This is a genomic window from Leadbetterella sp. DM7, from assembly GCF_040829825.2.
In the GTDB taxonomy this organism is placed as follows: domain Bacteria; phylum Bacteroidota; class Bacteroidia; order Cytophagales; family Spirosomataceae; genus Leadbetterella.
In genome coordinates, this window is sequence record NZ_JBFOLH020000005.1 from 192,307 (window position 1) to 205,295 (window position 12,989).

Here is a 12,989-nt window from a genome sequence, read left to right on the forward strand (position 1 = left end):
AATTTCTAAACAAAATTATAGTATGGATACACAGCAAAAAGACCTATCGTATTTCAGATTACTACTGCAAGAATTATTAAACACGAGCTTTCCCGAAAAAGCCAACGACCAAAAGTTTATAGACCAGCGTTCTTCGTGGGCTGCCAATGCCTACGAGGGTGCTTTTCGTTCGGGAAATACCATTGAGCAATGCAACGAAATAGCCAATTATATCCTGTTTGAAAAACTGCATTTCTCCAAATTCGATACGGTTTTCCAAGTCGTATGCGATGAGTTTGATACCCTAATGGCAGACGAGGAATTGCGACCGTTCGCACTAAAAATGTTCCCTGTTTGTGAGGCTGTTTTTGCAAAGTATCAACTAACCGATGATTTCGCTTACGGGTATGAGTTTGACCTGCTCTACACCGAAATAACAGGAACCATCGCAATATGGATAGAGGAAAATGGGCTTCAGTAAAAAGCAACATCTCCAACAAAACATTGATGCCCTGCGAATTGCTTTTAAACTGGAAAAGGAGAACCGTCAAGCCACCGTAGGTGAAAGACTGCTAATGATGCAATACAGCGGATTTGGTGGTCTTAAATTCGTGCTGAACCCCATAGCGGAAGAAATAGACATCAACAATTGGAGAAAGACGGAACACGACCTGTTCCCAATCACGCAGGAACTCCACCAGCTACTCAAAGAAAATTCCGAAGACGATAAACAATACCGCCGATATGTGGATAGTATGAAAAGTTCCGTACTGACGGCTTTTTATACGCCTCCACAGGTTATAGATGCTATTTCTGCATCCCTGCGTGAAAGCGGTCTGAACATTCAGAAATTCCTCGAACCCTCCGCAGGTATCGGTTCATTTGTTCAATCCTTTGCAGAGAGCCAAACCGAAGTTACAGCCTATGAAAAGGATGTGCTGACAGGAAAAATTTTAAAACAGCTTTATCCCGAAAGCAATATCCGTGTGAGTGGCTTTGAGGAAATCCCCGAAAAGGAACACAACACCTATGATGTTGTTGCCAGCAATATCCCCTTTGGCGATACTTCCGTCTTTGATTTATCCTATTCCCGAAGTAAGGATAGTGCAAAAGTACAGGCTGCCCGAAGCATTCATAACTATTTCTTTTTGAAAGGAACCGATATGCTCCGTGAGGGTGGCTTGTTGGCTTACATCACTTCACAGGGCATTCTGAATAGCCCAAAGAATGAGCCGATACGCAGGGCGTTAATGCAGGATAATAATTTGGTTTCGGTTGTGCGGCTGCCAAACAATCTGTTTACAGAATATGCAGGTACAGAGGTTGGAAGCGACCTGATAATCCTGCAAAAGAATACGGCAAAACAAAGCCTGAACGAAACGGAAGAACTATTTTGCCAAAGCAGGCAAACCAAATACAATACGCCAAGCAATGCTTACTTTCAGAATGGTACAAGGGTCATACATACCGACCGTAAGATAGATACCGACCCTTACGGACAGCCCGCAATTATCTATATCCATAAAGACGGTGTTGCCGGAATTGCCAAAGATTTGAAAATGATGCTTTCCGATGATTTTGGAAAGCACCTGAATGTGGATTTGTACAAAGGCGAACGGAACGATGAGCCAATCGTACAAATTCCGGTACAGCCAACGCCTCCGGTCATTGAGCGTGAAATCATTCAGCCGGAACAACCTCGTTTTACGCAAACAACCATAGTAAAGGAAAGCTCACAGGAAAAGCAGTTAAGCATTTTCGACCTGTTTGAAAATGTGAGCGAACCTGTAATGGCAGTTGCTCCACCCAAAAGAACCACGCAAGCCAAAAGACAAACCGCTAACAAAAGACGAGGTGCGATAGGTCGCCAAACTGACCTGTTCAGTTCTGCTACGCAACAGCCTTACACACCTCCGGTTTCAAACGGTACTACAAACGGAACAACGGCTACCAATAGTAATAAACAAGAAGTTATTGGCGATTTGTTTTCGGGTATCAACGGGAATGGCCAAGCTGATAAGCCAGCCGTTCCCGATACCATTCCCGAACCTGCTCCTTATAGTGGCAAGTTGCAATCGTTCCACCGAAACGATTGCCTTGTGGTGGATAATGGTTGGGTAGGTCATCTGCAAGATGTAGATACAGCAGACGGTACGGCTGTTTTCCACCCGCTGCAATTACCAACCTCACAGAAAGCAAGAGCCGAAGCGTACATAGCGGTACGGGATATATACCAAGAGCTTTACAATAAGGAGGCAAATTTTCAGACCGAACACAAAGAAGAAAGGGAAAATCTTAACCGCTTATACGATGCCTTTGTAAAAAGGTACGGAAACCTCAACAGTGCCGATAATGTCAAGCTCATTAAAACGGATAGTTCCGGTAAGGAAATCCCTTATTTGGAGCGTGTCGTTGGCGGTGTGGTACACAAAGCGGATATATTCAGCCGCCCTGTAAGTTTTTCTACCGTAACCATAGCAACGGACAATCCCGAAGAAGCATTAGCGGCATCCCTTAACAAATACGGAAGCGTGGATTTGGGCTATATGTCCGAAATAAGCGGAATGCCTGACGATGCTTTGAAAGAAGCCTTGAACGGTCGTATTTACTACAATCCATTGCAAAAGGAATATGAAATATCCGAACGCTGGATTGCGGGCAATGTGGTGGAGAAAGCAGAGGACGTAAGAACCTACATCGAAAACAATCCTGATGATGCCCAGGCTAAAGCAAGCCTTACGGTATTGGAGGAAGCCCGACCAAGACGTATCGAATTTGAGGAACTCGATTTTAATTTGGGCGAACGCTGGATACCCACAGGCATTTATGCCCGATTTGCTTCACATCTTTTTGATACGGACGTACTTGTTCATTATTCTGAAAGCTCCGACGATTTTTCAGTAAAGTGCGACCGTAAGAATTTACACATATGGGAAAAATATGCTGTCAAAGCCGAAAGCAGAACGTTTGACGGGATTGCTTTACTAAAACACGCCCTTGTCAATACCACACCGGATATTACCAAGAAAATCAAGGTTGGCGACCAAGAGGTCAAGGTACGGGATATGGAAGCCATACAAATGGCATACACCAAGATTGACGAAATCCGTACCGCATTTACCGAGTGGCTTCACGCCCAAAACGATGAGTTTAAAAACAGGCTGACCGACCAATACAACGATACGTTTAATTGCTTCGTCCGCCCCAACTATGAAGGAACACATCAGGATTTTCCGGGATTAGACCGTAAAGCATTGGGCATTAAAGACCTGTATTCGAGCCAAAAGGACACCGTTTGGATGATAAAACTCAATAACGGTGCTATCTGCGACCACGAAGTAGGTGCAGGAAAAACCCTTGTGATGTGTGTGGCAGCACAGGAAATGAAGCGTTTGGGTTTAGCCCACAAGCCTATGATTATCGGGCTGAAAAGCAATGTTCACGAAATTGCCGAAGCCTACCGCACTGCTTATCCACACGCTAAAATCCTGTTTCCTGGCAAAGAAGATTTTACGCCCCAAAAACGCCTGCGGATTTTCGGGGATATTAAAAATAACGATTGGGATTGTGTAATCCTTACACACGACCAATTCGGAATGATACCCCAAAGCCCCGAAATACAAAAAGAAATCCTTGAAATAGAATTGGACAGCGTAGAGCGTAACCTCGATGCCCTACAATCGCAAGGCAAGGAAGTGACCAGAGGAATGCTTGCCGGAGTAATCAAGCGGAAAGAAAACCTCGAAGTAAAGCTCAAAACCCTACAACACGATATTCAAAACCGCAAAGATGATGTGGTGGATTTTAAGATGATGGGTATAGACCATTTGTTCGTGGACGAAAGCCATCAGTTCAAAAATCTGATGTTCAATACAAGGCATACACGGGTTGCCGGATTGGGCAATGTGGACGGTAGTCAAAAGGCAATGAACCTGCTCTTTGCTATCCGTACCATTCAGGAACGCATCAATGCGGATATGGGAGCAACTTTCCTTTCGGGTACAACTATCAGCAATTCATTAACGGAATTGTACCTGCTGTTCAAATACCTGCGACCAAGAGCAATGGAAAAGCAGGGTATTCATTCTTTTGATGCGTGGGCAGCTATCTATGCGAGGAAAACAACCGATTATGAGTTTTCAGTCGCTAACAATATCGTGGCAAAAGAGCGTTTCCGATACTTTATCAAAGTGCCGGAGCTTGCCCAATTCTATTCTGAAATCACGGATTACCGAACAGCAAAGGATATAGGCATTGACCGCCCGAATAAGAACGAGGTGCTGTATAACATACCACCTACTCCAGACCAAGCTGAATTTATCCAAAAACTAATGGAGTTTGCCAAAACAGGAAATGCGGAACTGTTGGGCAGACCAAAGCTAAGTGCCAGCGAAGAAAAAGCAAAGATGCTTATTGCTACGGATTACGCCCGTAAGATGTCGCTCGATATGCGAATGGTAAGCGGTGCTTATGAAGACCATCCAGATAATAAGGCTTCGCATTGTGCCAATAATATTGCTAAGTATTATAACCAATACAACGCACAGAAAGGAACACAATTCGTTTTCTCTGATTTAGGAACCTACAAGCCGGGCGAATGGAACGTGTGCTCCGAAATTAAACGTAAGCTCGTGGAAGACCACGGTATACCTGCGAATGAAGTCCGGTTTATTCAGGAAGCCAAAACGGACAAGCAACGTAAGGAATTGATTAAGGGAATGAACGAGGGTAAAATCCGTGTGCTGTTCGGTTCTACAAGTATGCTGGGTACGGGCGTGAACGCACAGAAAAGAGCCGTTGCCGTTCATCATTTAGATACCCCTTGGCGACCGAGCGACCTTGCCCAAAGGGATGGCAGAGCTGTTCGTAAGGGCAATGAGATTGCCAAGTTTTTTGCAGATAACAAAGTAGATGTAATCATCTATGCCGTAGAAAAATCACTGGACAGTTATAAGTTCAACCTGCTGTACAATAAACAGCTATTTATTGACCAATTAAAAAACAATAATCTCGGTAAACGTACCATTGACGAGGGCAGTATGGACGAAAAATCGGGAATGAACTTTTCGGAATATGTGGCTATCCTTTCAGGAAATACAGACCTGTTGGACAAAGCCAAATTAGAAAAGCAGATTGCAGGACTGGAAAGCGAAAAGCAAGCGTTCAACCGTTCTAAATTCAGTGCTAAATACAAGCTACAAGACTTTACGGAATTGCTGGAAGCCTCCCAAAGTAGGTTAAACCGAATGAGCCTTGATTGGGAAAATTTACAGCAACGCATACAAAAGCGTTCTGACGGCACTATCGCAAACCCTGTTCAGTTGGACGGCTTACAGCCCAATGCGGATATAAAACAAATCGGAGCGAAACTCAACCAGCTTGCGGATAAAGCCCGCACCGGAGGTCAGTATGAAGAAATAGGAAGCCTGTATGGATTTACCTTATTGGTTAAAACCGAAATATCCGAAAAAGAGGGCGTAGATATTCGGGTAAACCGCTTTTTGGTACAGGGAGAGGGCAATATCAAGTACACTTACAACAATGGTTTAATGGCGAAAGAACCCGAAACCGCATCATTGAACTTTTTGAGGGCATTGGAAAAATTGCCCGGCTATATTGACCAGGAACAAAAGAAGATTACTGAAATTAAAAAAGACCTGCCTATACTTCAGGAAGTAGTGGGCGGAACGTGGTCTAAGGAAAGCCGATTGAGCGAACTTAAAACGGAACTGGCTGCCGTGGAACGAAAAATACAGTTATCCATTACCCCTGACTTAAAAAATCAGGAGACTGAGCACCATGAGGAAACCATTAATATTAATGATTTACAAGGGAATTCTGTACGATTACGGACAATGTAGCTGTATCTGTAAACAAAAAATAGCTACCCTAAAAAAGATAGCTAATTTTTTTATTCTTTTTGCACCAGATGTTGTAAGTCAGGATCATTCTTAATCCTTTCCAACTCACTTTCGATAATATGAACGATATCCAGTTTTATTTGTCTATAATTAGCCTCAATGTCCCGTTTCATATTGTCTTCACCGTTTTCATCAACAAAGGATAATATTTCTGGTATCTTCTGATAGGCTTTGGTTTCGACAGCTACCTTGTCATTGTCCACCACGATTTCAGCGTGGAATATCTTTTGCTCGATACGCTCGTCAAAGTTATCAGATACCGAACCCACGAACATACCTTGTGTAAGTGTTGAGATTTTAGAAGCTGGTATCAAACTATCCAACTGCGTAGAAATTGAAGTTGATTTGTCATTTCGGTTGATGGTCATACTTTGGCGTTTCTGTAATACCTTTCCGAAGCGTTCCGAAAGACTTTTTGCCGTTTCGCCAACCACCTGACCACTGAATATATTACCAACCGTGTTCTGTATTACCTTGCTCTCTTTGTCGCCGTAATCCCTCGTTAACTGTGAAAAGTCCTGAAAGCCCAGGCACACAGCCACCTTGTTACTTCTCGCCGTTGCGATAAGATTATCCAAGCCCCTAAAATAAATTGTGGGCAACTCATCTATGATAACAGAACTCTTTAGCTGTCCTTTTTTGTTGATGAGTTTTACAATTCTTGAATTGTATAACCCTAATGCTGCGGAGTAAATATTTTGACGGTCGGGATTATTGCCAACGCATAAAATCTTTGGTTCCTTTGGGTTGTTGATGTCCAACGAAAAATCATCTCCGGTCATTACCCAATAAAGGCTCGGAGAAATCATTCTTGACAAAGGGATTTTTGCCGATGCAATCTGCCCCTGCAACTGGTCTTGGGCTCCGCCTTGCCAGGCATCGAGAAAGGGAGATAAATAATTCTCTAATTCATAATAAGAGGTCAAAATCGTAAATACGTCCGAATACTTTTTATTGAGTAATTCAATGGCGTGGGGAAAGGTGCAATATTTACCATCCTCATAAATTTTCAGATACCAAATTATTGCTGCAAGCAAGATAATTGGACTTTCCACGAAGAAATCCCCTTGCTTCTGTATCCACGACCTGTTGAGGTTTAACATTATCGTATAAGCCGCTTCGTAGGCATCTGAAATATCCGTCATAAAGTCGGGATTTAATGGATTACACCTGTGGCTCTTTCTTGGGTCGTCAAAGTTAATCACGTAGAATTTCGGATGAACTTTGTACTTATCCCTGTTCTTCAGTAAATGATTGTAAGCAATCGTAGATAGGTCGTCAAACTTGAAATCGTAGATGTACATTGAGAAGCCTTTCTCAATCTGCTGTTTGATATAATTGTTTACAATGGCATACGATTTTCCGGAACCTGGAGTTCCCAACACAATCGTTGCCCGAAAAGGATTGACGATATTAATCCAGCCATCATTCCATTTGTTCTTGTAATAAAACTTGGTAGGTAGATTGACCGAATACTCGTTTTCCATCAGTTTGGTTTCCTGCTGAAAACTCTCATTTTCATTATTGAAAACATCGTCCATCAGGTTAGTACGGAGCAATCGGCTCATCCATACTCCAGCTACCATTAAGGCGATATAACCTAAACTTGTGGTAAGTATATACAGAAATGTAGCTGTGTTCAGTGGTAGCTTTAAGAGAGGAAAGTTCAGAAAGAAAAGGACAAAGCCGATAGCTAAAGCCACATAGATTTTAGACCAGGTTATCTTTTCGTTTTTAACGCCCTTAGTACCCAAACAGCTTAATGCCAATAATACTAAAGCAAAAACTTTCGTATATAGTGTATGTGAAAACAGTCCGGCGGTACGCTGAAAATTGCTTAATATTTTGTTGATGATTTCTAACGTCCAGCCACGTTCTATAAAGAAACCGTAGCAAAACCAATACAAGTGCATCAATACTATAATGATGCTTACTGCTCGCATAAAAGCCATAATCTTTGCAAGCCCTCTTAAATCGTCTTCTCCCTGCATTTTTATAAATTTTTAAATGTTCGGGCGTGAATTTATGAGCTATATAGTGTGACTGTGAGATTGTGGCAGTCAAAGGCAGTACGTGGCAGTGTTTGGCTGAATATAACTACTGACCTCTTTTGCGTTTCCGCTTTTTCTTCATTTTGTTGGCAAAGTCCGCTTCATCGTAATCTTCTCCCTGTGCTTCGGGAATGAGCAAACCACCAAAGGCTTCAATCAAACCGTCGTCTTTCTTATTGGTATCATCAAATTCAAACATAGGGTGCGGTTGCTCTGATGTTAATTCCTCTCTGTCCTCTAAACGGGATATTTTTTCTTGTGGCTCGTCCAGCTCTTTGATGTCGGGCTTGATGTTATTGTTCCAATAATCATTAAAGGTATTGGCAGAAAGTTCCTTTGCTAACCGTGAGCCATTCCAAACGGTTTTTGAATTGTGGTCTATGAACGTCATACCGTAGATACGTCCGGTGTCGTTTCTGCGAACCACCACGTTAATACCTTGCTCGCCCAACTGCTTCTTAAAGCTCAATTCATTATCCGTAGATTGCAGGGCAATGGTAACGGCTGTTTTTAACGTCTGCTTGGTCGGGTGGTCTTTCAAAGCCGTTTTGCATTTCGCAAAATGCAATTCCAATGCTGGTAGCCCTGCATTCTTTCCGAATAAGGAAGCCTTAAACGGATTTCCTGCTTTTTCGCCTTTTTCATTCAACGGAATATACAGCAAACCTTGCTGTGGTTTTCCCTGCAATTCGCCCTCCACTTTCTCGGTGGTAATATTGAAAAGAGAAAGCAAAGCATTGTATTCTCCCAAAGTCTGATATTGATAATAGTTCGGCAGGTGTCGGACAACGGATGCAATCTGACTTTTTACATCGCCTTTACTGTAATCCACAGGGTGGAAAATTTTATCGTTCTGGCTACGCTCTTTATCTGTTGCAGGTATCAAATGGTGTTGTTTTTCGAGTTCACGGCAGATGTTCATCGACCGCATTTTCTCGAATTTGTCCGAAATCTTTTTTCCGTTTTCGTCCACACAAACCGACACGATATGGATATGGGTACGGTCAATATCGGTATGCTTAAATACCACAAAAGGCTGTTCGCCATATCCCAACTCCCGCATATACTGCTGTGCCATTTCCCGAAACTTATCATCGCTAACGGTATCTTTCGGGTCGGGATTGAGCGAAATATGCAGGGTATGTTTCTCTGTATTTTGATTAGCTAACAGATAAGGAGCAAAAGATTGTGCTAATTGTGCAACGGAATACTGCCCGTTTGCCGTTTCAATTATCTTATTTGCAAACAGAATTTGTCCGTTTTCTTTCTCTACTTTCAGATTATTATACGCCAATGCTCCGTATAAATTTGCACTTCTTCCTATTTTCGCTATCATTACTACCGCTGTTTTTTGAGGTATTTTTTATCGAACTCTTCGGTTATCTCCACCACTTTTTTGAACAATTCGACCATTTCTGCCGTCTGTTTTTCCAATTTATACAGGTATGCCGATGCTTTTTTCTCCGAAAAATTCTTGTACAACAGCTTTACAATCTGATTATAGTTTACCCCGATTGAGCGGAACTGACTGTGAAACGAAGTCAGCCGCATATAGAAATCAATCGTTCCTTTGTCGATATGTACCGATTTTATCGTCTTATTGAAGATACAGGACGTTATAAAATGTGCCTTTACCTGCATACCTGATTTATCAAAGAGAGCAAGAAAACGGGCGTGTTCCTCCTCGGTAAAGGAAATCGTGTAGCGGATTTTCGCAGGGTCGTTTTTAAGCGGTCGCCCTGTCTTTTTCAACTGCTTTTTGCTGTTCTCATTCATCACTAATCCATTTTTAATTCACACAAAAACGCCGACTTCGGAGGACGTTTTCTGCTCCCTGCAAGGGCAAGTTGTTTTGAGCATCCGAAAAGTTTTCGAGATGCTCAAAACACAACTTGCCGTGTTCCGGTGAACACAAAAATCCGCCCTGCGGGACGGATTGATTTTAACAGGGAAAAATGGCTCGATGCCGTTGTTGTTAAACTCCGTTTTGTCATTTCGATTTTGCATAAATCAGTTAATAAAATTCATTTTACAAAGTAAAGCCCTCTTTCTGAAAGCATTGCAGTGTAACAGCGTGCCAAACACTGCCTTTGAACGCCAAACACTGCCACCAGTGTACAACAAGGAAAATAACATTGGTTCTTTGTATCAGATTTCAGGCAGGAACGCTATCAGACCATCATTCAGATCGGATAGACATCATTCAGAAATGCAGACCATTCTGCAAGCCGGATTGCAAGATTGCAAGACTGCAAGAAAGCAAACGTGATAGACTGACGGCAGGCAATCACGCAAGACAGGCTTCCTGAACGTATGCAGGTTTGCAGGAGTACAGGAATGACGGTTATCCTGATTGAGAGCAAACAGGAACGGGTGCAGTCCTGCCGTATTGCAGAGAGGCAGACAGTCACAAGTTCAGTCAAGCAAGATGGCTGGCTATCCTGCAAGGAAGCCGGAACGAAATCAGGAATGACTGACAGTCATTCCGCAGGACGGAATGCCTGCAAGAAAGTAGCAACTTTAAATTTTTAAGATATGGAAACAAAAAAGAAACCGCTGTTCATTGCCTTTTCCTCTCAAAAAGGCGGTGTTGGCAAAAGCACATTTACGGCACTTGTAGCAAGCCTGCTCCATTACCGGATGGGCTACAATGTAGCCGTGTTGGATTGCGATTATCCGCAGTACAGTTTATTGAAAATGCGTGAAAGGGACTTGAAAGCCGTAAGGGAAAACGAACACTTTAAGCGGATTGCCCACAGGCAGTTTATGACCATTAATAAGAAAGCCTACACGATAGAGCAATGCAAAGCGGAAACCGCTTTGAGTGAAGCCGATAATTTACTCCGTTCCTCAACCATTCCGTTTGATGTGGTTTTCTTCGACCTGCCGGGAACGGTCAATTCTGCCGGAATACTTCATACCCTTATGGGAATGGATTACATTTTTTCGCCTATCACGGCTGACAGGGTTGTCGTGGAAAGTACACTGAGCTTTACACAGGCTCTTACGGATATTATAATGAAAAACGGGGGAAGCACCATTAAAGGCATCCACCTGTTTTGGAACCAGGTGGACAGGCGTGAAAAGTCGGAACTCTATGATTTGTACGGCAAATTCATAGCGGATTTGGGTTTCTCCCTGATGAAGATTTATGTAACGGACAGCAAGCGTTTCAGAAAAGAAAGCGAAGCGATGGAAAAAACGCCTTTCCGTTCTTCTTTACTACCGCCCGATCAAAGGCTGATGGCTGCTTGTCAGTTGGATTTATTTGTCCAGGAATTTTTAAGAACCATTGAACTGTAACGATTATGGAAAAAGGAAATAAAAAAAGAAACAGCCCTGAAATTGACGAAGAATATGTGATGTCATTAATGGCTGGCGGTGTCCGCAAAGAGGGAATGAAACAGCCACCCGCCGAGACGCCCAAAGAGCCTGCCAAAGAGCCTGCCAAAGAGGAAATCAAAGAAGTAGAAATTGCTAAAGAAGAGGTCAAGGATCAAATACAGGAGAAGCCTGTGCAAAAAGAGCGAACAAGAGCCAGAAAAAATTCAGACAGTACCTACGGTGAACGTTTTCTCAATACGCACTCAATGGAAAAGCGGGGCGACAAGAGCATCTATATCCGGCAGGAATACCACGAACGCCTTTCCCGTATCGTACAGGTTATCGGGAAAGATAAGATACCGCTGTATGCTTACCTCGATAACATTCTCGAACATCATTTTGAACTGTTTGAGAAAGCAATTACCGATGATTTTAACGAGAAATTTAAACCCATTTTTTAAAGCATCTGATTATGAAAAATACAAACAAAAAAACAGACAAAGCCTTACGCACGGCTCAATACAAATCCACTTTCCTTACACCTACAGAGTTTATGGCAAGGAAAGGGAAAACGGTATATATCAGCAAAGAGTTTCATCAGAAACTGAACCTGCTTGTATTTATGCTCGGTGGTGGCAAGCTGACCCTTGCCGATTATTTACAGAATTTGCTTCAGCATCATTTTGATGATTTCGGAACGGAAATGAAAGAGCTTTATGGTAAAGCAGATAAACCAACTTTTTAAAAATTATAGCGATGAACAACAATAGAAAAAACCAGAAAAATATAGAGTGGAAAAACCTTTATCCCTCTCTATTCCTCATCAACCGCTTTCCGTCAGGACGGCACGGAAAAGTAGTGTACATACGCCCCGAATACCACGAACGTTTGCTCCGCATTGTACAGGTGTCAAGAGAAGAAAAAGCCACGCTTTACTCATTAATAGACAACATTCTTGAGCATCACTTCAAGGAATTTGGCGAAGACATCATCGATTATTACAACAAACAGAACAAACCAATTTTTTAGCGATGGAAATAGTAATTGTAGTATGCCTGCTGATAGTTATTGCCCTGCTTTTGCAGGACAAGATTGTCATTAAAAGAAAGTCGGAACAAAAGCCGAAACAGGACCCGAAACTGCCCGATATTATGGGGCAACCAAAGCCCGTAAGAAGCCAATCCCTGCCAAATACTGCCAATGAAAGCCAGATAGCGGAACCGGAGGTAGATATTGATAATTTAGACATCGAATACGACACAAATGAAAACGTAGGTATTCAACAAATTCCGCAGGAAGAACTGGACGAGGTGTTCAGTAATAATGTACCCGATTTGGCAGAGGAAGAAGAAGATTTGAACAGGTACAGAACTTCCGGTAGCGATGACGGTTTTGCCCAGGGGGTTACCTTTGAAGAACTAAACAGCGTGGGGGTGTTGCTCCAAAAAGAAACATTGGAACCAGCCCAAAAGGAAACAGCGATTGATATAGTTCAAAGATTACAGGGAACCGAATTATTTGCTCTACTCGAAAGTTCAATGCAAGGTGCTTCCAAAAAGATTGCCGAGCTTCTGGACAGCACACTTTCATCATCTGATACCGAAGCCGGTTCTTCCAATTTGCGGAAAAGTGATTTAAGTGATTTTGATATTGGGGAGTTTGTATAGGAAATATTTACGTTTGTCAGAAATTGTAGAAGCAAGAAAACTGAAGT

General features: G+C 42.5%; 10 protein-coding genes. 7 read left to right on the top strand and 3 right to left on the bottom strand.

Annotation, left to right across the window (positions count from 1 at the left end; all coding sequences use genetic code 11):
- Window positions 1-22: 22 nt before the first annotated feature.
- Both AB2U10_RS08220 and AB2U10_RS08225 read left to right on the top strand, forming a co-directional pair.
- The gene (locus tag AB2U10_RS08220; RefSeq protein WP_115401475.1) at window positions 23-460 is read left to right on the top strand and encodes a DUF1896 domain-containing protein; all 438 of its coding nucleotides are present in this window, start codon (window positions 23-25) and stop codon (window positions 458-460) included.
- Window positions 447-5,840, top strand: a complete 5,394-nt coding sequence (locus AB2U10_RS08225) for a helicase-like domain-containing protein (RefSeq protein WP_367914874.1) — start codon at window positions 447-449, stop codon at window positions 5,838-5,840. Before AB2U10_RS08220 ends, AB2U10_RS08225 begins: the two co-directional genes overlap by 14 nt.
- A gap of 50 nt (window positions 5,841-5,890) precedes the next feature.
- Here AB2U10_RS08225 and mobC read toward each other — a convergent pair whose 3' ends face one another.
- The 3 genes from mobC to mobA all read right to left on the bottom strand — a co-directional run bounded on the left by mobC (window position 5,891) and on the right by mobA (window position 9,727).
- Window positions 5,891-7,891, bottom strand: a complete 2,001-nt coding sequence (mobC, locus tag AB2U10_RS08230) for a conjugal transfer protein MobC (protein ID WP_115401477.1) — start codon at window positions 7,889-7,891, stop codon at window positions 5,891-5,893.
- Window positions 7,892-7,997: 106 nt separating this feature from the next.
- Window positions 7,998-9,287 (bottom strand): conjugal transfer protein MobB, encoded by a 1,290-nt coding sequence (mobB, locus tag AB2U10_RS08235; RefSeq protein ID WP_115401478.1) that lies wholly within the window; start codon window positions 9,285-9,287, stop codon window positions 7,998-8,000.
- A gap of 2 nt (window positions 9,288-9,289) precedes the next feature.
- Entirely contained in the window at window positions 9,290-9,727 is a 438-nt protein-coding gene (gene mobA / locus AB2U10_RS08240; RefSeq protein ID WP_367914875.1) for a conjugal transfer protein MobA, read from the bottom strand.
- Between the two features lie 759 nt (window positions 9,728-10,486).
- Here mobA and AB2U10_RS08245 point away from each other — a divergent pair.
- The 5 genes from AB2U10_RS08245 to AB2U10_RS08265 are packed head-to-tail and all read left to right on the top strand — an operon-like array spanning window position 10,487 to window position 12,942.
- A complete protein-coding gene (locus tag AB2U10_RS08245; protein WP_367914876.1) occupies window positions 10,487-11,254 on the top strand; it encodes a ParA family protein in 768 nt (255 codons plus the stop codon).
- A gap of 5 nt (window positions 11,255-11,259) precedes the next feature.
- Window positions 11,260-11,736, top strand: a complete 477-nt coding sequence (locus AB2U10_RS08250; protein WP_115401483.1) for a DUF3408 domain-containing protein — start codon at window positions 11,260-11,262, stop codon at window positions 11,734-11,736.
- Between the two features lie 11 nt (window positions 11,737-11,747).
- Window positions 11,748-12,020 (top strand): DUF3408 domain-containing protein, encoded by a 273-nt coding sequence (locus AB2U10_RS08255; protein WP_068597194.1) that lies wholly within the window; start codon window positions 11,748-11,750, stop codon window positions 12,018-12,020.
- A gap of 11 nt (window positions 12,021-12,031) precedes the next feature.
- The gene (locus AB2U10_RS08260) at window positions 12,032-12,304 is read left to right on the top strand and encodes a DUF3408 domain-containing protein (protein WP_115401484.1); all 273 of its coding nucleotides are present in this window, start codon (window positions 12,032-12,034) and stop codon (window positions 12,302-12,304) included.
- A gap of 2 nt (window positions 12,305-12,306) precedes the next feature.
- Window positions 12,307-12,942 carry a conjugal transfer protein TraD gene (locus tag AB2U10_RS08265; RefSeq protein WP_115401485.1) on the top strand — a complete coding sequence of 212 codons (636 nt, stop codon included), beginning with the start codon at window positions 12,307-12,309 and terminating at the stop codon, window positions 12,940-12,942.
- Window positions 12,943-12,989 lie beyond the last annotated feature (47 nt).

Bases quoted from the DNA above. Each gene is read 5' to 3' on its own strand.
- AB2U10_RS08220 (WP_115401475.1), top strand. From the start codon at position 23: ATGGATACACAGCAAAAAGACCTATCGTATTTCAGATTACTACTGCAA.
- AB2U10_RS08225 (WP_367914874.1), top strand. From the start codon at position 447: ATGGGCTTCAGTAAAAAGCAACATCTCCAACAAAACATTGATGCCCTG.
- mobC (WP_115401477.1), bottom strand. From the start codon at position 7,891: ATGCAGGGAGAAGACGATTTAAGAGGGCTTGCAAAGATTATGGCTTTT.
- mobB (WP_115401478.1), bottom strand. From the start codon at position 9,287: ATGATAGCGAAAATAGGAAGAAGTGCAAATTTATACGGAGCATTGGCG.
- mobA (WP_367914875.1), bottom strand. From the start codon at position 9,727: ATGAATGAGAACAGCAAAAAGCAGTTGAAAAAGACAGGGCGACCGCTT.
- AB2U10_RS08245 (WP_367914876.1), top strand. From the start codon at position 10,487: ATGGAAACAAAAAAGAAACCGCTGTTCATTGCCTTTTCCTCTCAAAAA.
- AB2U10_RS08250 (WP_115401483.1), top strand. From the start codon at position 11,260: ATGGAAAAAGGAAATAAAAAAAGAAACAGCCCTGAAATTGACGAAGAA.
- AB2U10_RS08255 (WP_068597194.1), top strand. From the start codon at position 11,748: ATGAAAAATACAAACAAAAAAACAGACAAAGCCTTACGCACGGCTCAA.
- AB2U10_RS08260 (WP_115401484.1), top strand. From the start codon at position 12,032: ATGAACAACAATAGAAAAAACCAGAAAAATATAGAGTGGAAAAACCTT.
- AB2U10_RS08265 (WP_115401485.1), top strand. From the start codon at position 12,307: ATGGAAATAGTAATTGTAGTATGCCTGCTGATAGTTATTGCCCTGCTT.